The sequence below is a fragment of the Pseudomonas sp. SF2 genome (assembly GCF_036858055.1).
Classification (GTDB): Bacteria; Pseudomonadota; Gammaproteobacteria; order Pseudomonadales; family Pseudomonadaceae; genus Aquipseudomonas.
The window spans coordinates 61,535-83,982 of sequence record NZ_JAMBDI010000030.1; the positions used below are offsets into that span (position 1 = coordinate 61,535).

14 protein-coding genes and 1 pseudogene are annotated in these 22,448 nt (G+C 57.1%); 3 read left to right on the forward strand and 12 right to left on the reverse strand.

Annotated features, from left to right (window positions below; all coding sequences use genetic code 11):
• Positions 1-102: 102 nt before the first annotated feature.
• Positions 103-6,726: a DUF3320 domain-containing protein gene (locus M2S36_RS18145; RefSeq protein WP_333957549.1), complete on the forward strand. Its 6,624-nt coding sequence runs from the start codon at positions 103-105 to the stop codon at positions 6,724-6,726.
• Positions 6,727-6,882: 156 nt separating this feature from the next.
• Here M2S36_RS18145 and M2S36_RS18150 read toward each other — a convergent pair whose 3' ends face one another.
• The 3 genes from M2S36_RS18150 to pdxR all read right to left on the reverse strand — a co-directional run bounded on the left by M2S36_RS18150 (position 6,883) and on the right by pdxR (position 10,870).
• Entirely contained in the window at positions 6,883-8,148 is a 1,266-nt protein-coding gene (locus M2S36_RS18150) for an MFS transporter (protein WP_333957551.1), read from the reverse strand.
• 33 nt (positions 8,149-8,181) lie between these two features.
• A complete protein-coding gene (locus tag M2S36_RS18155) occupies positions 8,182-9,252 on the reverse strand; it encodes a sugar phosphate isomerase/epimerase family protein (protein WP_333957552.1) in 1,071 nt (356 codons plus the stop codon).
• 112 nt (positions 9,253-9,364) lie between these two features.
• A complete protein-coding gene (gene pdxR / locus M2S36_RS18160) occupies positions 9,365-10,870 on the reverse strand; it encodes a MocR-like pyridoxine biosynthesis transcription factor PdxR (RefSeq protein WP_333957553.1) in 1,506 nt (501 codons plus the stop codon).
• 208 nt (positions 10,871-11,078) lie between these two features.
• Between pdxR and M2S36_RS18165 the strand changes: the two genes are divergently transcribed.
• Both M2S36_RS18165 and M2S36_RS18170 read left to right on the forward strand, forming a co-directional pair.
• The gene (locus M2S36_RS18165; RefSeq protein WP_233687824.1) at positions 11,079-11,408 is read left to right on the forward strand and encodes a hypothetical protein; all 330 of its coding nucleotides are present in this window, start codon (positions 11,079-11,081) and stop codon (positions 11,406-11,408) included.
• A 296-nt stretch (positions 11,409-11,704) separates the two neighbouring features.
• Positions 11,705-12,082, forward strand: coding sequence for a VOC family protein (locus M2S36_RS18170; RefSeq protein ID WP_207832021.1), 378 nt, complete (start codon positions 11,705-11,707; stop codon positions 12,080-12,082).
• A gap of 161 nt (positions 12,083-12,243) precedes the next feature.
• Here the strand turns inward: M2S36_RS18170 and M2S36_RS18175 are convergent.
• The 9 genes and pseudogenes from M2S36_RS18175 to paaY form a co-directional block, all read right to left on the reverse strand.
• Positions 12,244-13,390 (reverse strand): annotated as a pseudogene (locus M2S36_RS18175) (IS3 family transposase).
• Between the two features lie 188 nt (positions 13,391-13,578).
• A complete protein-coding gene (locus tag M2S36_RS18180; protein ID WP_333957554.1) occupies positions 13,579-14,820 on the reverse strand; it encodes an MFS transporter in 1,242 nt (413 codons plus the stop codon).
• A gap of 131 nt (positions 14,821-14,951) precedes the next feature.
• Positions 14,952-15,398, reverse strand: coding sequence for a carbamoyltransferase C-terminal domain-containing protein (locus M2S36_RS18185; protein ID WP_333957555.1), 447 nt, complete (start codon positions 15,396-15,398; stop codon positions 14,952-14,954).
• Positions 15,399-16,336: 938 nt separating this feature from the next.
• Positions 16,337-16,762 (reverse strand): hypothetical protein, encoded by a 426-nt coding sequence (locus M2S36_RS18190; protein ID WP_333957556.1) that lies wholly within the window; start codon positions 16,760-16,762, stop codon positions 16,337-16,339.
• A gap of 328 nt (positions 16,763-17,090) precedes the next feature.
• Complete coding sequence (locus tag M2S36_RS18195; protein ID WP_241105551.1) at positions 17,091-17,744, reverse strand: HAD family hydrolase; 654 nt, start codon at positions 17,742-17,744, stop codon at positions 17,091-17,093.
• Positions 17,745-17,816: 72 nt separating this feature from the next.
• Positions 17,817-19,163 carry an MFS transporter gene (locus tag M2S36_RS18200; protein WP_063914656.1) on the reverse strand — a complete coding sequence of 449 codons (1,347 nt, stop codon included), beginning with the start codon at positions 19,161-19,163 and terminating at the stop codon, positions 17,817-17,819.
• 169 nt (positions 19,164-19,332) lie between these two features.
• On the reverse strand, positions 19,333-20,379 hold the full coding sequence (qhpR, locus tag M2S36_RS18205; RefSeq protein WP_063914655.1) for an AraC-like transcriptional regulator QhpR: 1,047 nt from the start codon (positions 20,377-20,379) through the stop codon (positions 19,333-19,335).
• Between the two features lie 342 nt (positions 20,380-20,721).
• Positions 20,722-21,645, reverse strand: a complete 924-nt coding sequence (gene paaX, locus M2S36_RS18210; RefSeq protein ID WP_207832016.1) for a phenylacetic acid degradation operon negative regulatory protein PaaX — start codon at positions 21,643-21,645, stop codon at positions 20,722-20,724.
• Positions 21,646-21,722: 77 nt separating this feature from the next.
• Positions 21,723-22,322, reverse strand: coding sequence for a phenylacetic acid degradation protein PaaY (gene paaY / locus M2S36_RS18215; protein ID WP_333957557.1), 600 nt, complete (start codon positions 22,320-22,322; stop codon positions 21,723-21,725).
• Positions 22,323-22,448: the final 126 nt, after the last annotated feature.

The following is a 22,448-nucleotide window of genomic DNA, read 5'->3' on the forward strand; positions in this document are numbered from 1 at the left end:
CTGAAGCTGAAAGCGATATCATCCCGCCATTAGCTCAAGAGGGGCCCCCTTGGCCGGCCAACTCCGGCACTCCCTTGGGCATCACAACAAGGAAGGTTGCGCATGGACGACATCGTTCAGCCCCTCACGCCACAAGAAGAGATTCCGCCAAAAGAAGTCAAGATCTTGGCCACCTTAGTGGCGAAGCTGAACCTTGCGGACTTCCAGAACGCCATCCCTGTGATCCGAGAGCTTCGAATCTCGAACGAGACCGATGATCGCTTCGTCAATGCGACGCTCACGCTGTCCTCGGAGCCGGAAGTATTCAAATCCAAGGTCTGGCGCATTGACGAAATTGCAGCTGACAGTTTCCGAGTCATTCCGGGGCTTGACCTTGTCCTGGACGGCCCTTTGCTCAGTCGCCTCACAGAGGCGGAGCTATCCACTTTTACCTTCGTCCTTGAGGCCGATGACAAGGCGGCCGAGAGTGGTCGGAAGGAGGTCGCTCGCCTAGAGCAGGTTGTAGACCTTCTGCCGCGTAACCAGTGGGGAGGGCTTCGTCATATCCCAGATATGACAGCCGCATTCGTACAGCCCAATGATCCGGCAGTTGACCGGTTGTTGAAGCAGACGGCTGAGTTGCTACGTCTCAGTGATAAGTCGTCATCGCTCGATGGGTATGAGGGCGGTGCGAAGCGAACCTGGCAATTGGCTTCAGCGGTTTGGGGGGCCGTGGCGCGCATGAAGCTTGATTACGCTTTGCCGCCGGCTAGCTTCGAGCAGGCAGGGCAGAAGGTGCGCAGTCCCAGCCAGATCGCTGATACCGGTTTGGCAACCTGCATGGATCTCACCCTGCTTTTCTGTGCTGCTCTTGAGCAAATTGGTCTCAACCCCGTGATCGTCTTCACCCGGGGGCACGCCTTCGCGGGTCTGTGGATGAAGCCAGAAGAGTTCACGACTGCGCTGGTCGATGATGTGACGGCGGTGCGTAAACGGGTGCAGTTGCGGGAGCTCGTACTATTCGAAACTACGCTCATTACTCAGAATCTTGCCCCGTCCTTCTCTTACGCTGTCGAGCGAGGTGCGAAGCAGATTGCCGAGGACGCGGACAGCGACTTTGAGATGCTGCTAGACATCCGCCGGGCCCGCCTGCAGCGGATCAAACCGCTGGCGAGCTCCGAGGCTCAGATTGCACGCGTCGCTTCGGAGGTGTCGGACGAAGCTCCACCGCTCCTGGTTGAAGAAGGCGCGGACATTCCGGATGAAGTGCACGAGGTGGTGGTCGAAGATCTTTCCAAGCTTGATCCTGCTGACCGTCTAGGCCGGTGGCAGCGTAAGCTGTTGGATCTCTCCCTTCGGAACAACCTGCTCAACTTCAAGACGGGCAAGCGAGCGCTGAAACTTGAGTCGCCCGACCCGGGCGCGCTTGAGGATATTCTGGCAAGCGGACAGTCGCTGAAGCTGCTGACCCGGCCTGACCTCATGGACGGTGCCGATCCGCGGGAGCGCGCGCTCTACGAACAGCGCGAGCGGGAGGATGTTCGTCGCCGCCATGCCGAGGATGCGCTCAAGCGCAGAGAGGTGTTCGTCGCGCTGACGTCCAATGAGATGGATGTGCGACTCACCGAACTCTATCGAGGTGCTCGTACAGCCCTTCAGGAAGGTGGCTCCAACACGCTGTTCCTAGCCATCGGTTTCCTGAGCTGGACGCGTGAGGACAGGGCAGGACAGAAGTACAAGGCGCCATTGGTTTTGGTTCCGGTCACGCTGGAGCGCAAGAGCGCTCGTTCCGGATTCACCATGGTGCTCCACGATGATGAGCCGCGCTTCAACCCGACCCTGATCGAGATGCTTCGTCAAGACTTTGAGCTTGGCTTGGGTTCGTTGGAGCACGAGCTGCCTCGAGACGACTCGGGTCTGGATATTGCTGGCATTTGGAACAAAGTCGGCCATGCCATCAAGGACATCCCAGGTTGGGAACTGAGCGAAGACGTCGTGCTGTCGATGTTCTCATTTGCCAAATACCTCATGTGGAAGGATTTGGCCGAGAACGCTGAGCACCTGCGGCAAAGTCCAGTAGTTCAGCACCTTCTGGACACCCCGCGCGATTCGTTCGTCTCTGATACGCCATTCCCGGCGGCTGAATCGCTAGATCGCGATTACGGCCCAACAGACGTATTCTGCCCGCTGCCGTCTGACTCATCCCAGTTGGCTGCAGTGATGGCCGCGGCCAAAGGCAAAGACTTTGTGCTGATCGGCCCACCAGGTACCGGTAAGAGCCAGACCATCTCCAACATGATTGCACAGTCGATTGCCCAGGGCCGTCGTGTGCTGTTTGTCTCGGAGAAGATCGCCGCGCTGGATGTGGTGTATCGCCGTCTGCGTGAGATTGGTCTGGGCGAGTTCTGTCTGGAGCTTCACTCGAGCAAGGCTCGGAAAACTGATGTCCTGGCCCAACTGCAATCTGCTTGGGAGGCGAAAGGGCAGGTCGATTCCGCAGCATGGGAGGTAGAGTCGCAGCGCCTCGCAACGCTGCGCGACAGTCTGAACATTTACGTCGAGCGTCTGCATCGTCGGCACCGGAACGGTTATACCATCTACGATGCGATTGGCACCGTGACATCGGGTGCAGACGAGCCTGTCGCACCTCTGGCGTGGGCCTCGCCTGATACGCACGACCAAAAAGCAATGATTGGGCTTCGCGAATTGGGCGATCGGCTTGAAGTAAATGCTCAAGCTGTTGGGTACAGCCAGCTTGTCGACAATGCGTTGGTCGCTGTTGGCCAGGCCGAATGGTCGCCTCACTGGCAGCAACAGTTCGTTCAGGCTGCTCGTGATGTGCTGCCTGCTGTGCAGGATGTGCAGCGTGCTGCTGATCGTTTTGTAGAGTTGTCTGGACTTCCGGCTACGGAGTACACCCCAACAGCGCTGGAGGGGCTATCTGTCCTTTCCCGAGCGTTGCCTGCCGCTGCTGGCCAAGATTGGCGGTTTGCGCTACGCCCTGATGCCCGGTCAATTGCCCAGCGACTGAACGACGGTTGTGCATGGGTTGAACAGCATCGTGATCTCAACAGCAAGCTGTCTGCCCCATGGCCGTCGCGTGTGGTGGCGGAAGCGAAGCAAGGTATCGAACTGCTGCAGCAGCGTCGGGCTACATTTGCCGAGCTCGGCCCAGCTTGGCCAGAAAGCGTCACGGAAACCCTTGCTCACGCCGTGACGCTGCTGGGCCAAATTGCGGATCACAAGCAGCAGCTCAGTGCGACCTACAGTGAAGCGATTGAGTCTCTCGACGTCGATCTCTTGCTGCGTGAGTGGAAGGAAGCAGAAGAATCGTTCTGGCCAAAGTCGTGGTTCGGTAAGCGCCGAATCGCAGCGCTATTGGCCCCGTCCCAGACAGCACAAGGCGAAGCGGATCATGGTAAAGACTTGGCGACCTGGGCTGAAATTCGCTCTGTGCGTCGCGTTATTGATGAATTGGAGCCCGGACACGAGTGTGTTGCGGTTTGGCAGGGCTCGAAATCTGAGGCCGAGCAGCTGACGACGGCGATCACGCTTCAGGAAGCCATTCGGCTTCAAAAGGCTGATTCGGACTGGATTGATGACGGATTCCATTTGGTCGAGCAGGGGCGGCTTGGAGAGGTGCTGAAGGAGGAGCTCCGGCGGCTTCGCACGCTGGCTCGTCTTGATACCGAGATGGCCCAGTTGTCCGACCTTGGCTCCAGCACCCATCAGCTCTGGAGTGGCCTGAGTACGAACACCGATTACCTGGCTGCGGCGCTGCGTTTCCAGGCAGAGCGTCGGGATATAGAAGAGCGTGGTCGGCTCGTTGACGAGCACCCAGAGGCAGAAGAAGGCCGTTGTGGAGCGTCGCTGAAGCTTGACTTTGAGCTCCTCAAGCAACGTGCAGCTGTTGAACGGGATCTGGCAGATCTAGCTGACTTGCGAGAATTGGTACCCGTTTGGAGCGACCTGAAGACCAAGCTTGAGGTAGCACGTCAGGCTGTTGCATTCCAAAGTCAGGTAGCGATAGCTGTGGCAAAACTGGCGCTTAACCCGGAGCAAATTGCTGCCTACAAAGCGCCGCTCCAGACGCTGCTGGGTGATGGCAACGCTTTGCTGGAACCTGAAGGGACGATAGCTCTCGCAGGTGTAGCTTTACGTGAGAAGATTGAACTGCTGCAGGAGCGTTTGGCGCACCTCACATCGATCGGCCACTTTACCGAAGCCGGTATCGACAAAGCTGCTCACCTGTCGCTGAATGACCTCAGTAAGAACTGTGAGACCGTGGTTTCTTCTGAGTCGCGACTTAAGGCATGGTGCGCGTGGCGTAAGGTTCGTGATGAGGCGTTCGCGGTTGGCCTGGCTCCAATTGTCCAGGCCATGGAAAGCGGTGCGATTACCTCTGGAAAAGTGCGTCGCGTTCTTGAGGTTAACTACGCTCGCTGGTGGTTGAACACCACCGTCGACAACGAGGAAGTAATCCGTACATTTGTCAGCGTCGAGCACGAGCAGCGCATACGTGACTTCCGTGCGCTGGATGACAAATTCACCGAACTCACGAAGGACTGGCTCCGTGCCCGATTGTGCGCCGACCTGCCAAGCCAAGACAGTGTAAGTCGCTCATCGGAGTGGGGACTGCTGCGCCATGAAATGGGCAAGAAGACCAAGCACATCCCGTTGCGTGAGCTGATGACACGAGCACCAGAGGCGCTCACAAAACTCACACCGTGCTTGCTGATGAGCCCTCTATCGATTGCCCAGTATCTGCCGCCTGCCTCGACCCCGTTCGACCTGGTCATCTTCGATGAGGCCTCGCAGATTCCTGTATGGGACGCAATCGGCGCGATGGCTCGAGGAAAGCAGGTTGTGATGGTGGGCGATCCGAAACAGCTTCCGCCAACTTCGTTCTTCGATCGGGCTGAATCCACTGCAGATGACGAGGATGTCGAGGCGGATCTCGAGAGCATTCTGGACGAATGCATCAGCGCTAACCTGCCGATGCGTAATCTGAACTGGCACTACCGTAGCCGCCACGAGAGCCTGATCGCATTCTCGAACCAACGATACTATGGGTCGAAGCTGGTGACCTTCCCGTCGCCGTTCACAGCTGATAAGGCTGTGCGGTTGTGCCCGGTTGCTGGTGTCTACGACAAAGGCGGTTCTCGCACTAACCTGATCGAAGCGAGGGCCCTGGTTGCTGATCTCGTGGCACGCCTTCAGTCTTCGGCTTTCCGCGAGAGCCGACGCACCGTGGGTGTCGTGACATTCAATGGTGAGCAGCAGAAGCTCATTATGGACATGCTGGATGAGGCATGCCGAAAGGATCCGTCGCTCGACAGCTACTTCTCCGAGTCGGAGCTCGAGCCTGTATTCGTCAAGAACCTGGAAAGTGTTCAAGGTGATGAGCGGGACATCATCTACTTCTCGACCACTTACGGGAAGGATGCCGCCGGCGTGATGTCGATGAACTTCGGTCCGATGAACCGTCCTGGTGGCGAGCGTCGACTCAACGTCGCTGTTACTCGTGCCCGTCAGGAGCTCGTGCTGTTCTCGACGCTGCGCCCCGAGCACATTGATCTTGCCCGCACGCAAGCCGTCGGGGTGCGCGACCTGAAGCACTTCTTGGAGTTTGCAGAACGTGGGCCGCAGGCCTTGGCAGAAGCCAATATCGGTAGCGTGGGTGGTTTCGATAGCCCGTTTGAAGAAGCGGTGGCGGCTGCCTTGGCCAAAAAAGGCTGGCAGATCCACACCCAGATTGGCGTGTCGTCGTTCCGAATAGACTTAGGCGTTGTTCACCCTGATGCACCGGGGCGATTCCTCGCCGGCGTGGAATGCGATGGGGCTACTTATCACCGCAGTGCTACCGCGCGAGATCGAGACAAGCTGCGGGAACTTGTGCTGCGTGGGCTTGGTTGGGAGATCGTCCGGATCTGGTCGACTGATTGGTGGGTTGATGCAGTGGGGACGGCGGAGAAGGTACATTCTCGTCTGACTGAGCTTCTTGCTGACTCCAGAGCCAAGCAGGCAGTCATCGAGGCTGCTCACGAGGCAGAGCGCCTCAAAGTCGATGCTGCGATGGCCGAAGTCATCAACGTTGTCGATGAGGTCACCACAATCACGGCAGGATCTAATTCTGCTGGGGTCAATGACCCTGCTGGTGCGTTGCCAGAGCTTAAGTATGCCAGAGCGGCGACGGCTACTGCGGTGGAGGAGGTGGTCTCCTTTACCAAGGCTATTGAGCAACTGATTTATCGAGAAGCAGACCCTAGCCAAGCGGTAGAAGTCGTTGATCCCGAGCGATTCTTTGACCCGAGTTATACCGCAACCTTAGAGCGCATGATTGATCATGTGGTTACAGAGGAAGGGCCAGTCTTGGATACCGCTCTAGCAAGGCGCATTGCTCGGGCGCACGGCTGGGTTCGTACGGGGTCTAGGATCCGTGACCGCGTAGAGCAGATCGCACGTTCAAAGTACCGGAGTCACGAAGAGGAACAGACCGGAATTTTCTTCTGGCCGCCTCACATCGAATCCGATGCAAATGTTCTTTTCCGCCGACCCGGTGATGAAGATAGCGTAAGGGGGCTGGCCGAAATTTGCCTACCTGAGCTCAGTGCATTGGTGGCGGAGCTCGCGGAGCGAGGCTATGAAGGTGAAGCGTTGATTTACGCGGTGGCCAAGGAGGCGGGTGTGAGCAAGTTAGCGCACGCGGGGCGTCAGCGGATCGAGAGAGCTATCAATCGTTCGTAGCATGCGGGAAGGGGTGTCACTTGGATACCCCACTTGTATCCTCTGCCGTCCGCACAGGTAGCCTCAATTGCACAAGCTCCGGTTCATTCCTGCGTTGTGGGCGGAGGAGGAATCGGCATGATGGACGATTCATCCTCCTGAAGTCCCTGAGGATGATCAGGCTTCTACCGCGCTGACCCCAGCAGTGGGCATGGATTTTTTGCGCACCGCTTGATAGAGAAGGCTGGACACCATGAAGCCTGCAATGGCCAGTACGCTCATCAGGATGAACACATAGTTGTAGCCCTGTTGACCAGGGAAGTGGTCGAGGATCGCGCCATAGATGACATAGGCAAACATGCCGGGTGCATAGCCGATCAGGCAACCGATGCCGAAGGCCGAACCGGTGATGTGCTGGGGAATGCCGACTTCGCCCATGGGCGCCCAGAACACGCCGCGCATCGAGAACACAATCAGGGCGAAGGAGAGGGTGGCCGCCATCCCCGCATAGATGAAGCCCGGGCTTTTAGGAATCAGCATGATCACGGCCATCAGCGGCAATAGCGCCAGAAATGCCCACTTCAGGTAACGGCTGGTGCTCTTGAACTGCTTGTCGGCAATGAAACCGCCGGCAGGCCCGCCGAGGATTTTCAGGAAGTATTGGTTGATGATGCCGTAGGCGCCTACCAACGCCACGGGCAACCCGTACATTTCCTTGAGGTAGGGAATGAAATAGGTCAGGCCGCAGTAGACGATGTAGACCATGAACACGTTGAGACTGACCAACCAGATGCCGGGTACCTTGATCGCTTCCATCAGGTTTGCCAGACCGTTTTTCGGCCTGGCGGCCGATTGCGCGTTACCCCCCTTGAGCAGGAGCCAGGTCAGGGTGCCCGCCAGAATGTCGATGACCGAGTAGAACAGGATCGCCGACTTCAGGCCGGTTTCCCCTGAGCCCATGGCGACGAACACGCCCAGTGCGGAAAAGGCCACCAGCGTATCAACCACGCCACGCCCGCCTTCCAGCAGGCCGAACAACCGGCCTTGCTCCTGATCGTCACCCAGATTACGGATGGCTTTGAGCAGCGATGGCCAGAACAGGCAGTCGGCACAGACGGCCAGCAGACTGAACACGATCAGCAGGCTGCTGAAGGGCGGAAAGGTTGCCAGGTACAACCCAAGGCTTCCGGTCCCGATCAGGCCGAGGGGGATCAGTTTGCGCGTGTCGTAGCGATCGGCGAGCAGGCCGCCGACCACAAACAGTGCAGTCGCGATGATCGCGTTGGCACTCAACAGCATGCCGATTTCAGTGTGGTTAAGGCCCATGAATTCCTGCATGGGGACATAGAAGGCGTCCTTGAGGTTCGCCAACTTGTAAATGGTGCCGCCACCGAGGATGAGGATCAGGAATCTGAGCCATTTGGCCTTGTTTTGAGTTGTCATTATTGTTCTCCGGGCGTAATCAGGTCGTCAGGTTCAGGCGTTGGAAGGGGTGGCCAGGGTCAGTTCAGCCAAGGTGCGCAGTTCGCCCAGCACGCGTCGGACATAGGCCACCTGATTGTTTGCCCAGCGGTGTTCGTCGGCCAGCATGCGCTCGAGCGAGTAGCCTTTCGGGAGCGGCGTTTCGCTCATCTCCCGGTAAGCAATGAATGGATCGGCGGCTTCAAGACGCTGACGGAAGGCCGGGGCCACGTAGTGGTTTTCCTGCTCAAGAATGAACGCGATCACCTGTGGGGTTGCTTCGCCCAGCATCAACAGTTCGAACAGCATGCGGGCGCTGGGCAGATCGTCTTCGTCGCTGCCTTGCAATACGCCGTAATGGCCGAAGCCGTTTTGTTCGGGGACGATGCGCACGCCCTTGAGGTGAACCTGGCGGATGTGCGGCGCCAGGTTGTGCAGGGCCTGCAGGGGCTGTTCGCAGGCATTGATCATGTTGCCGAAGTCGAACAGGGCATGCAGGCGAGGGTGGTTGAGGCGGTTGAGCAGTTGCGCGATTTCGCTGCTCTTGAGTTCTTCATGCTGCTCGAAGTCAAAGTACAGATCGTTGGCGTCGGCCTGTTGTGCGAGGTAGTGCAGGTCGGTCTCGATCACGTCCATGACCCGCGACAGCGTGCCCTCGTAACGTGAGTAGACACGGATGTTGCGTACCCCCAGGGCCTTGGCGATGGCGATCACTTGGTCGACATCCTTTTTCAGCGTGCTGCTGATTTCCAGGTGCACATCCAGCCCCAGCGCGCTGGCCTTGCTGGCAAACGCCTGGAGCTGCTCTGGCGACATCTGGCTCAGGCTGTTTTCCTCGCCGTCGAGCAAGTGCAGGCTCAGACCTTGCAGCTCGTGGCGATAGGCGAAGTCCAGCAGGTCGGCGGGGGTGACACGACCGTGGGTGAGGTTGGTCAGTAGCGGGTAGGCGTGGGCAAACAGGCGCAATTGCCCGAGACGCTCAAGCAACCGCTGGGCCAGTGCCTCGGTCAGCACTGGAGCCGCCTTGTGTTCGACCACCTTATGGCTGAGCAAGGCGTTGAATCGTTCCTGGATCTTATTGTTCATTAGCGTCGTTCCTGGTTCAGACACCGGGTCTACCGGCGCAGCCTTTATCGCGCCAGTCAGGAACGCTCGATAGATCCATTATCAATTAATTGATAAGGCCACTTGCCTCGCATCAAGTGGTCGGCGGGAGGTAACCCAGCGTGCGCAAGGCTTGGGCCAGCTCCTCGACACGCTGCCGGGCCTGCTTTTCTGGCGTGCCGGCAAAGCCGATCAACAGGGCAGGCGGCAGGTCGTGCTTGATGCGGTAGTCGCTCAAGGCATAGGTATGAATGTTGTGTTGGGCCAGTTGCCGGGCGACGTCCGTGTCACTGAGTTCGGGGGGCAGCCAGGCGATCAGGTGCATGCCAGCATCGGTCGGAGTGATCCTGAAAAAGCTGCCGATCTGCTCTTCAAGTTGTTCGATCAATGCCTGCTGGCGCGCCTTGTACAGTGCACGCATGCGGCGGATGTGCCCCAGGAAGTGGCCTTCGCGCATGAAGTCCGCCGTTGTGGCCTGAAGCAGTGTGGGCGGGCTGCGGTCCATGACCGCACGCAGGGTGCAAAAGGGCTCGACCAGAGCCTGCGGCAGGATCACGTAACCCAGCCGCAGTGACGGAAAGAGCACTTTGCTGAACGTGCCGACGTAGATCACCCGGGCCATCTGGTCCAAGGCATACAGTGCCGGGAGCAGTCGACCACTGTAGCGGAACTCGCTGTCGCAATCGTCCTCGATGATCCAGCTCTGATGCTGCGTAGCCCAGGCGATGAGTGCCTGGCGCCGCTCATAACTCAGGGTGACACCCAAAGGATGCTGACGCGAAGGTGTACAAAATACCAGGCGCGCATCAGGGCACTCGGCAAGGCCTTGCTGCACATCGATCCCCTGTTCATCAACCCGCAACGGAACTATCCGGGCCCCCTGGGCTTGCAACGCAATCCGCGCGGCGATGTGCCCAGGGTCTTCCATCCAGGCACTGTCCTGCGGATTGAGCAGCAGCATGGCCAGCAGGTTGAACGCTTGCTGCGCGCCGGAAACGATCACCACGTGCCCGGCATCGCAGTCGATACCTCGCGCATCGAAGACGTATTCGGCAATCGCGGTGCGAAACGCCTGCAAGCCTTGTAGCTCGCCATAACCCAGAATCGCCTTGGTTGGCTTGAGCAAATGGCGGTTCATCAGGCGCCGCCAGATGGCCTGCGGAAATTCTTCATAGGTGCTTTGACTAGGCAGGAAGGAGGTTGGCGTCGCCGGATCCCAGTCGGCATACGACACCCCGCGAAAGTGATCGCTGCGCAGCGACAGCATCGACTGGCTCAGTTCGGACAGGCGAGGTGGCTGGCGCGGCTGCTCGTCCTCGATGCTCCGGCTTTCCCACTCAGTACCGACATACGTACCTGCACCCGTGCGCGAGGCCAGGAAACCTTCGGCAATCAACTGATCGAAAGCGTTGAGAATGGTGATCCGCGACAGCCCCAACTCAATGCTCAAGGTCCGGGTCGACGGCAGGCGCACGCCCCCCTGAATTCTGCCGTTGAGTATCTGTTTGCGAATCTGCAGATACAGCTGGCGGTACAGGGGTATGGCACTGGTACGGTCCAGTTCGATAGCCGACAGCAGCAAACCTGTGGGGGATTTCATGACATGCTCGTCTGGGGGAATGGGATTTGACCTGGAAACCGTCAGGCGACGGGGAGGTCAGGGTAGCGAGCGATGCCCGATGGTGCCAGCTACCTATCGGGTTAATTCCAACTACCCTCATGGGCTGTGACCTGACAACGGCATCCGATCATCTCAAATACTCAACGGAATGGCGTGTTTTACGCCCAAATCAGAAGCAGGAGCGAACATGGCAAAAAATAAAAAGTTATCACCTGGTGGCGGAGTGGCCTGGGCAGAGCCTCTGCTACCTATCCTTTTCTGGGGGTTCTGGACGCCGATCCTGTACATCATCATTGCACCTTGGTTGAGCTTCGGTGTGATAAAAGTCTGGCCAATCCCTATTTTCGCCGGATTCTTCACAGCTATGGCCTCCACTGGCTGGCTTTGCGCCTCTGTATTGGTGTTTTTGGTGACTGCGTATCAGTTAGGTACCGCCGCCTACCAACGTAGGCAGAAGGCGAAGAGGTACGCAGCATCTTCGGGTGCCAAGAAATCGCAGTCGAACGTAGTCCTTTAATGCAAGCAATCCATCGCTTTCGGATGAAGAGCGTCAACCGGTGCATGTTCTTGGCTGTTCCTCCGAGGCGGCGGGTATTCGAGCCGAGGTTCGGCTTGGTGGGGCGCGATTCTGCTTCGTTTGACCTCAACCACACTTCGACACCATCTGACCGAGACGCGCTGAGTGGGGTCTAGGGTGCCGAGCCGCGTGCGGACGTCGTTAGTGATTGGGCGTACCAAGCCTTGGCGTTACACATGCTGAGTAGCTAGGACAGTGACACACAATTGTTTTTTTGATCCCTCAAGGGAGACGTCATGATCGATCACCTCGACCACATTGTTTTGACCACCATCGATGTCGAAGCCTGCAAAGATTTCTACACGCGAATTCTGGGGCTGCGTGCTGATTGCTTTGGCCAAAACAGATTGGCTTTTCATTTTGGCGTACAAAAAATCAATGTTCACGTTCGAGGCCATGAGATCGAGCCGAAGGCTCATCTTCCAGTTCCCGGGTCGCTGGATCTCTGTTTCATTGCGAGCGTTGGATTGGATGAGGTTATCCGGCACCTGACCGAGCATTCCTGGCCAATCATCGAGGGCCCCGTTGCCCGCACTGGTGCGACAGGCCCCATTAGGTCTGTTTACATCCGAGATCCTGACCTGAATTTGATTGAGATTGCCGAAAGGTTATAGATCGGAGTTAGCTCGCGAAGCTGACCGTTGCCCCTCAACTTGAGGGTTTGGGAGGCGCCCTCAGGAGCGGCCCTAGGTTGCGATTCGATTTCAAGGCTTGGATTCAAGCCCAGACGTTCGATGATGCTGGTGACGCCGTAGCCTGAATCGCCCCTGGTTTCCTAGACACTCTCCAAGCTCAGAAAATAGCGTTTCTCATACTCTACTGGCGACAGCTGCATAGCACTGCTGTGTCGGCGTTTAGGGTTATAGAACATCTCGATGTAATCGAAAATATCACTTCGGGCTTCGTCACGCGTTGCGTAGATCTTTCGGATTCGCTCCCGCTTCAAAAGCTGGAAAAAGCTCTCGGCTACGGCGTTGTCATGGCAATTTCCTCGCCGACTCATGCTGCTAATCACGTTGTTGGCCTTCAGGAAGCTTTGCCAATCTGAGCTACTGAACTGACTGCCTTGGTCTGAGTGAATCATCACTTGCTGCTGTGGCTTGCGTCGCCACACGGCCATCAGCATGGCGTCGATGGCCAGGTCGCTGCTCATCCTGGGCTTCATTGACCAGCCAATCACTTGGCGGGAAAACAGATCCAGCACTACCGCCAGGTACAGCCATCCTTCATAGGTGCGGATGTAAGTGATGTCTGTCACCCAGACCTTGTTCGGCTCACTAACCTTGAACTGCCGCGCAAGGTGGTTAGGCGAGGCGACGGTTGGCTTTCCGCCATAAAACCCTGGGCGCCGTCGATAACCCGTTTGTGAACGCAGCCCCTCTGCCTGCATCAAGCGTCCGACTCGATTTCGCCCACAGACCTCTCCCAGCTCTCGCAGGTCATCGTGAATCTTGCGATAGCCATACACACCTCCGCTTTCTAACCAGGCCTGCTTGATCAAGCCAAGCAGACGGTGATCTTCTTTTGCTCGGGCAGATTGAGGCTCGGCCAACCAAGCGTAGTAGCCGCTGGGGTGCACCTTGAGGGTTTGGCACAGGCGACGCACTGGGTAATCCGTCGAGTGCGTCTTGATGAAGGCGTACTTCAGCCGCACTCCTTGGCAAAGTACGCAGCGGCCTTCTTTAAGATGTCTCGCTCTTCCGTCACCCGCTTGAGTTCAGCGCGCAGCTTGCGCAGTTCGGCCTGCTGATCACTGTCTTGCTGACGCTGCTCTTGGGGCTTGCTGTAGACCTTGATCCAGGCGTAAAGGCTGTGCACGGACATGCCCAGCCGCTGGGCGACCTCGGCGACAGGCTTGCCTTTTTCGGTCACTTGCTTGATCGCTTCGATCTTGAATTCTTGGGGTTACGCTGACGACTCATGGCACCTCCTATTTGGGCCTCATTATGAGGCTTGGAGGTGTCTACGAAACCAGGGGCGATTCAACCCCCGCGCAGCTTTCCTAATATACGCACGTGGGAACCACCGGTTCCCCAGTAACTATCGCAATTAACCCTTTTTATGATTCAAGAACCATGCAGTAGAGATGTGCTGATTGAGTGCGATGTTCCTACAGAGTTGGTTCGAATGGTTGAGGCTGCGTTTGTTTTGCAGTTTGTGTAGTTCTTCGGAGAAGAAAGATTGCCGCGATTGCTGTGAGGCCTGCAAGTGCCGACGAAAAAATAAAGGGAGTTATTCTTCCAAAGTTTGTGATCAAAAAGCCCCCTGCGGTTGGGCCAGTAACGATACATAGCATTTGTAAGCTGCGGAGTGAGGACGATACTCGGCCTAGTTTAGAAGGCGGGCACAGATCCTGCAGGATGACATTGGAGGAAATTATCAGTAACTCATAGCCAAACCCGTTGATGAGCCATGACATCAAAAAGTAAAGGTGCTTCTCAAGTGGATCTGTCCAGATGGTTGTCAAGGCCGAAATGATACCGAGACTAAAAAAGCAGAGGCCCAACACTCTAAGCCGGATGGAATTATAACGGATAATTTTAAGTTTGACAGATAACGCAGCGAGCACAGCACCGACTGCGGTAGAGGAAACGATCCAGGAAAATACAATTGGGGGGTAACCGAGCGATGCTATGAATGACGCGAGGTGTGGGTCATAGCAGGCCAATGCAAGTGCTGTCAGTATGGAGTAAATAAAGCCTAATTTTAGCTGCAATGGCAGCGAGCCAAAAAGTTTGAAGCCTTCGCCAAGGTCAGAAAGCACTAGCTTTATGCTGAGTTTATGTTGCGTTTCTTGGATGGCGTGCAAGGATGTCCATATAGGCTTTATGAAGAGAGCTGAAAGCGAAAGTGAAATTGCAGACATCAAAAAAATATAATTGATTGGAAGTAATATGGTCAGTGTACCGGCTAAGATAGGTGTTGTGGTTTTGGAGAGTTGATCAAGTAGGCTTGCGTAACTGAAGAAATCTATTCTGTTGTCGGTGTTTATAATTTGCCTAGTGACTATTGTCATGGCTGGAAAATAGACAAGGTTAGACAAGCCCTTTAATGCAGCTAGGATAATAAAAATTTCAAAGCTTGTGGCGAGAAAAAGACCTAGTGTAGTTAATATCCTGGATAAGATTCCAAGGAAGATGCTCAGTCTGATGTTTGTGCGGTCTAAAAGTGCTCCGGCAATAGGGCCGATAAATAACGCCGGAGCTCCAAGCGAAAACGCAAGAAGGGCGACGGATGAGGCTGAAATGTTCCAGGAAACTACGGGTACGGTGAAGATCAGGAAGAAATCAATCCATAGGGAAAGAGATGACAACCCTTGTAAACACAGTAAGGATTTAGCTGAGGGCGTCATTGGGCGTTCGCCTTGCGCAGGTATATGTCGTTCATAAAAATGAATCCATCTAGATTGTGCTGAATGGAGAATGACCTTAAGTCGGATATCTTGTTTATGAATCCATATCCATTAAAGTTTAAAGAGGTATTTCAAAGTACGGCGACACCGGTTATGCGCTCAAATTCTTTGAGGAGCGCATAAAGGCGCGGATTTTGCTTCTGGTTGACTGATTGTGGTCGCGCTGATCGGTCAATGTGAGTGACTGCAGGTATGTCTTGAGAGATAACTTCGCGAAACTCCAGCATGAAAGGAGAAGGGGAGGAGGGGTAGAAAAAATGGTGCATTTCGCTTTCAATACAAACAGGAGCGATAGGTCTAAATCCCTCTCGGCACTTGATACTGTTCAGTTTAGTCAGGTTGTCGTAAGGAAAGGGGGCTGCCAAGATGGAGCGGTTACCTAAAGCGCGTGGGCCAAGTTCGTAACGCCCCTGTACCCATCCCAATATTTTTCCTTGGCTAAGTATTTCCGCTGCTCGGTGGCTGGTGAAAGGCTCTCGATCAAAGCCTTCTAAAGATTCGACATCTTGATATTGCAACTCGCTTCATTGCGATTCTCCTTTCGCGTAAAGTAATACGTCGTAGAGGTACGACAAATGAAGCGTATGCTGTTTGAGCAGAAACTCAAGAGCAATCGTTAAACTAATTTCACATAAGCTTATGCGTGGGGCTTGATTGTTTTTCGGGGTGAGGTTTCTATGTTGAATGGGGTGATCTATTTTCAACAGCAAGTGTTTTTGGGGTGTTGGTATTCCAACACTTGCTGATTATCGGCTAATCAGTTTTAGCTTTGCGAAATCAGACGCTTCAGCAATCCCCAAGGCTCCACTCGAGGTTGCTGATTTCAAAACGCTTTGGATTGATATGTACAACGGTTGCGCCTTGCTTCAGCCTAGGGGATTCCGGCGGCTGAGTAGAGGGCGTCTAACCTACCTACTGATTGCTAGTCACTGGGCAGAAAATTTCGGCTTAGCCGCACGGCGTAAGTCCGATGATCCAGTTGACCCCCGGGGATCTGTAGTTCATTTGGGTGAGGTTCGATGTATGGGGCAAGTGGAGCGCGCAGGCGTGACGGATGGAAGTCCGAAGGGCCAAGACATCGTCGCAAGGCGATGGCTCGGTTCACGACAGCCGGGCCTAGTAAAGCACGCCCGCTACGCTCTGCAAGGCTTTCAACAAGCGACTGAGGCTCTGATGCTCCCAAGTCGGTAGCAGAGCAATCGGATCTGTCCGAGCAGCGCTCTAGTCGGCGATTGGTGAATTGACTCCTAAGAGCTTGGGTTCATAAGGGTTGCTAAGCGGCTGAGAGCGAAAGGGTTCGGTGAATGCTGACAACGATGCCGGTGATTGCTGAAAAGGTCTAGGAGGACGGGCACTTACAAACACTTCATTTAACATAATACTCATTATGCGCATCTTCGTATGAAGCTACCGGGGCCGAGGGTGGGCAGATTTGAAGCCAGGTCCCTGGCCTCGATCACTGTGCTACAGCTCTTGCTTGGACCTCTGCGATGTAACGCAGCACAAACGGGTCTTGCGAGCCTCGCTCCCTGTTGCAGCCAACCACACTGGTCAACGCCCACCGCAACAATCTCATCAGCACTGGATCGGAAAATTTCCAGCTGCTCGGCTCGTACTGATACCGGCTATTGATGAACACCTCCCGATACCGTTCGAATAAACCTTCCTGGCTGTCCAGGGTTTGGCGAATGGTTGCGGGCATGGCATGAAACAACGTCAACAAGTCGTGAGCGTCATGCTTTTGTTTTGGTGGAATCTTACCGATTGACTGCAGGTGCTGATGAGCCGCTTTGAGCGCTTCGACGTCGAGCTTGTAGGTTTCGCTGGACGTCCCTTGGTGCTGATCTGGCACCGAAATAAAGCATTTCAGCAGGATTTCCATACCGATCGCTGCATTGGCCATGGCAACATGTGGGAGGTTTTGGGCGTCTAGAAGCTCAGCAGCCTTGAGTTAGCTATGGGCGCTTTCAAGCATCCAGCCTGGACAGTGAGTCATTGAATGGTACTCCTTGATGGTGACTGCGGCCGAAGGTAGCTCATTCTTGAACGCTAGCGTGCAAACGTGGGTGTTAGCGATCACGCATGAGCTACCCCTGGTTCAACAGATGAGCTACCCTGCCCTTATAATATGACTCCAATGAATAACTACACTAAATATTCATTTTGTTTAGTTATATAAATTGCTTGTCCTATCTACCCTCCTGACACTCTCAATGCCATTGCAGAATCGGCCACCCCGTCGCGTCAGCATGCGCCCGCAACACGGGATCAGGATTGACTGTATGCGGCTTGGCGACCAGCGAAAGCAACGGCAGGTCATTGCGCGAATCCGAGTAGAAGTAGGCACCGTCCAACCCCTCGCCCTGCTCTTGCAGCCAGCTGTGAAGCCGCGTCACCTTGCCATCCCGGTAGGTCAATATCCCGCTGGTATTGCCGGTATAGGCGCCCTGCTGGTGTTCAAGGTCAATCGCCAGCACTTCTTCTACGCCAAGTTGTTTGGCGATACGGCTCACCAGGAAGTGCGCAGACGCTGAAATGATCAGCAGGCGGTCCCCCTCTTCGCGATGTCGCGCCAGGCAGGCAACAGCGTCTTTATGGATGCGCGGGGTGATGACATCTTCCACGAAGGGAGCCACCGCCTCGGCCACCTCCTCTATCGTGCGGCCCACCAGGGGTGAGAGGCTGAAGGTCATGTACGCCTCCATGGCCAACTTGCCTTGCGCATAGAGCGCCATGAGTTCGCGGTCGCGCTCGATGAAGCTCGGCCCATCGACCCAACCGAGCGCGGCCATATGGCTGCTCCACAGGCTGGCACAGTCGCCATCGATAAGGGTGTCGTCCAGATCAAACAGTGCGAGGGCCATTGGCCACCTCCAAGGTACGGAATCAAGGGACGACGGCCTTTTCAGCCATCGCCGGGTGAAATGACAATGGGATCAGCGAGTGGTTTGCGCGGATGTCGCGACACTGCCAGACGTCGTCTTGAATTCACTGACAGTCGCCTGACTTGCTGGGCGGCTGTTCCAGAACGGCACCAGCAGCAAACTGGCGAGCAACGCAGCGCCGGTGAAGACGAAGAACACAGTGAGGGTGTCGAAGTAGCCAGGCAGCAGCCCACCGAGGATCGCACCCACCGAGCCGCACCCGTTGACGAAGCCTGTGGCGGTGCCCGCGGACTCGCTGGTGCCGAAATCAATGGCGGCGGCGCCGCTGATCATCGAGTCTGGGCCATACAGCGTGACACCCATCATGAACAGCAAGCCGACCACCAGGTAGATGTTGCCGCTTTGCATTGTCGGCACGAACAGTATCAGCCACAGGGTCAGCGCCAGCAGGCTGATCACGCAGGCCGGCATGCGCCGAGCGCCGAACAGTCTGTCGGAGACGATGCCGATCAGAATCGGGCCGACCAGGCCCGCGACTTCGAACGCGGACGGCACAATGGCCGAAGCCACTTTGCCGATACTCGGCATGCGCTCGTAGACGATCACCGGCCCCCACATCAGGATTGCATAGCGAGCAGGCTTGAGCAGGAAATACGCTATTCCCAGCACCAGGACCGTACGATTGGCGAGCACCTTGCGCAGCGCCGTCCAGTAGTTCTCCCGTGGAACGTCGGTGCGCCCGGCCGACTGCGCCTCGTCTTCGACGGCGGGCAACCCTACATCCTGCGGGCGGTTGCGTTGCAGCAGGAAGAACAGCACGGCAACCACGAGCACGACGCCCGCCGAGGAGATGAACGCCATGCGCCAATCATGGGAGATCTGGTACGCCCACCACCCGGCGAACGGCGTTGCGACCAGGCCGCCGAACGCGTAGCAGGTGCTCCAGTAGCCCAGCACGCGGCCGCGTTCACGGGTAGCGAAGAAGCATCCGATGTTCTTGCACAGCCCGGACCAGCCCGTGGATTGCGCCAACCCCTGAATCACCATGCAGCTGGCGAAGATCGGTAACGTCGCGAAGGTGCCCATGGCCAGCGCGGCCAGGGCCGATACCACCAGCCCGCCAAGCACGACGACGCGGGTACCGTAACGGTCAGCGAAGACACCCCATGCGAACTGGCCTACGGCATAGGCGGCCAGATACAGCGCGTCGAGGTTGGCCATGGCCGCTTTGTCGAGCATAAAGCTGGGGTCTTCGGCGATGCCCAGCTTGGCAACCGAAAAGGCCTTGCGGGTGAAATAGAACGCGGCATAGGCCAGCCACGTGATGATGAATATCTGAACGCGCCAGTGTCGAAGGGATTTCCAGTCATGGCGGGCGTTCTCAGGACTCTTGTACATGTTGTTGTCCTCTGTTGATTACCGCGACGTAGGCCTGGCACCCCTGCTCTGCTCGATCAAGGCGCCTGCCGGTAGGTATCCGGAACTTGCGAACCTGATCTTATATCCTGGTCTAGACCAAGACTTGACCCTGCACGGGCGTGTTCAACGTGCAAAGTCAATTTTCAGTTCAGCAGTCTTCGCTACGCCACTGCCGCGGGCTTACGCCAAACCAGCGGCGAAAAGCCCGGGAGAACGCACTGGTCTCGGAGTATCCGAGCAAACCCGCCAGGTCAGACACCGGCCGTTTGGGCTGTCGCAGGTAGTGCACCGCCAGATCCCGGCGGACCCTTTCGACCAACTGGCTGAAGCTCAAGCCTGCCTCGCGCAGGTGGCGCTGCAGCCCGGCCGGACTGAGCTCCAGTGCCTGCGCGATCCTCTCCAGGCAAGGCTCTCCACAGCTCAGGGCAAGGCGCACCTGAGCGTCCGCCTCATCCAGCAGGTTGCGCCGCTGATCGTGCGCGCCCAGGCGCTGGAGCACGTCCTGGACCAGAAACAGCAAATTGGCATCGCGCTCTGGCATCAGCTGATCTTTCAGGTCAGCCTTGGGGACGAGCATCGAGTTGCAACCGCGACCAAAATAGACAGGCGCGCCGAACGCCTGCTGATGCACTTGCCAGTCCTGTGGGCGAGCGTGCTCGAAGCTGACCGCGAACGGCGCCCAGTCCTTGCCCAGCACGTGGCGTATCAGGTTAAGCGCCATGCCCATGGTCAGTTCGGCATCCTGTCGACGCACCAGAATGGCGCTGTGCCGCACCTGGTAATCGAAGCGATAACACTCGCCGCAGTCGACCAGCCGTACCAAGGTATCGTGCTGGTGGTAAGGAAACGCCGCCGCGAAATTGCGCAGGGCGTCCTCCAGCACATTGGACAACAACCCGACATAGCCCAGCAGCCCAAGGGCTTGGGGCTGAAACTGCAGACCGTAGTGCAAACCGAAGTTATCGCAGTGCGACTGGCGGGCCGCCTCTTCCAGCACCTGGCAGTAATTGGTGAGCGGCAGGCTCAGCGTGGGTTGGCGCAGGCTTTCGGGATTGACCCCGGCCCGTCCCAGTATCAGGTCAATATCGCCTCCGACGCCTGTGACGAACCCCTCCAGCCCACTGGCAGCAGCCGACAGGACGCCGAGGTTGCCCGCAACTGGCGGGACGGTGCAGCAGAGCAGTGGGGAATGCATGGTCTAGTCCAGTTGAGGTTCGGTGCCTGAGTAATGCAAACACCATGCCCTGCCTTCACCCCTCAAAAAAGGCACTTTGCAGCCAGAGCTGCGGCAACGGAACTGGGGTAATGGGTAACATCGCGTAACAATCAGCCACGCGAATGCAAAGAACGCCAGAATACCTGCGACGGGCAGGCATGGTCGGTCTTTGGACAGCAGCCTGCCTGCGGATCCCTTGCGCCTGGATCCGCATAATCAACTGGGCTTGCTTGAACACCTGCGTGCTACTGGTCTAGACCTGTTGGCGAGCTTTCATGCTTTTATGGCTGCCATATGAATGCCCGCCTCTGAACCCAATCCTCAAACAAGGCCGCCAAAACGCTTGTAGAAGCCTTCATTCACATCAGGTAAAGGCCCATCAGCCGTCTCCAGCGCGGTATTCAGCCATTCTTCTGCCTTGGCAAACACCAGGCGATAGAGGTTACGGCACAACTGTCGCGCAGCCCTTCCCTCCCAATCCCCTGGCAGCAGCTCGTCTGGCAGCTGCGGATCGCGCAGCAGCAGCCGGCGGTATTCGTGAATCAGCAGCGTGCGTGCCAGGAAGCAATCCTGGGCATCGAGCTGTTGCTGCTCTTTCAAGCCTTGCCATAGCGGCCTGAACAGCTGGATGAACTCGCTGTACTGCTGCCCCAGTTCGTCGATACGCCAGCTTTCCCGCACCTGGGCGCGCATGGCCTTGGAGGCGAGCACCTCCTGGGTGTGGGTTTCAAAGACGATGCTGTCGTCGCTGGCCTCCAGGTCACGCAAGGTGGCGGCCAGGTCGGCGCGGTCTGCCCGTGGGCAGCCCAGCAGGTTCGGCGCCATGGCCCCAAACCCCTGCCACTCCAGCTCCTCACGCAAAGCCTTGCGCTTGCCGGCCTCCAGTTGCGAGAGCAACACCAGCGTCCAGGCACCGTCCCAGGCAGGCTGGCTGGGGCTGTAGACCCGTTTGAAGGCTTTCTCGAACCGCCGGCGGCCCGTACCGGTCAGGCTGTAGTAGCTGCGCCGGCCAACCTTTTCGGCGGTGAGCCAGCCTTCCTTGGTAAGGCGGAAGATCGACGTGCGAATCAGGCGCTCGTTGATGCCGATCGGCTCCAGCAGGTTGATCAGGCTACCCAGCCAGACGGTTCCGCCGTGGGGCTCGATGGCATCGCCGTACAAGGTGATGATCAGCGAACTGGCGCGGATCGGCGTCTGTTCCTGGAAGCGGGTGATCAGGTGATTCAGTGGGGCGAGATTGCTCATGGGCGAACTGTGCGCGAATAAAGCACCGACTATACCTGCGCGGCGGGCCGCCTGGCCATTGCGTGAGGTAGCCAGGCTCATGCCGATGCCTGGCCTTTGGGCCTGACGCCAGTGTCTTCCATGCGTGGGCGCTCGGGCTCGACCTCGGCCAATGGCGGGCATTCGACCATGCTGTTCATGCAGCGTTGCGCCAGGTGCTGGTACTCCGCCGTGCCGCGCTGCTTCCAGGCCAGTTCCTGTTCGGTCAGCGGGCGCTTGACCTGGGCTGGCGAACCCATCACCAGGCTTTGCGCTGCACATTCGAAGCCCGCCTTGACGAATGCCGTGGCTGCGACGATGCAGCGTGGTGCCACACGGGCGCCATCCATCACCACCGCGTTCATGCCGATCAAGGCGTCTTCGCCCACCCGGCAGCCGTGCAGCACGGCACCATGCCCGACATGCCCGTTGCGTTCGACCACCGTGTCGCCACCCGGGAAGCCATGCATCACGCAGGTGTCCTGCAGGTTGGCGCCCTCCTCCAGCACGATACGGCCGAAATCCCCCCGCAGCGATGCCAGTGGGCCGACGTAGCAACGAGGGCCGACGATGACATCACCGATCAGTACGGCACTGGGGTGCACGTAGGCTGTCGGGTGAACCACCGGCGTCAGGCCGTCCAGTCGATAGCAAGGCATGGCAAAGCTCCTGAAATGATTTGAGATGCACATCGATCTTGTATCACAAAGTAATTGAGCGTCAATTGCAAGGCTTGTGTATCGCTTTTGCTGGCGTGATTGAACTCGCATAAACTCACCGAAATT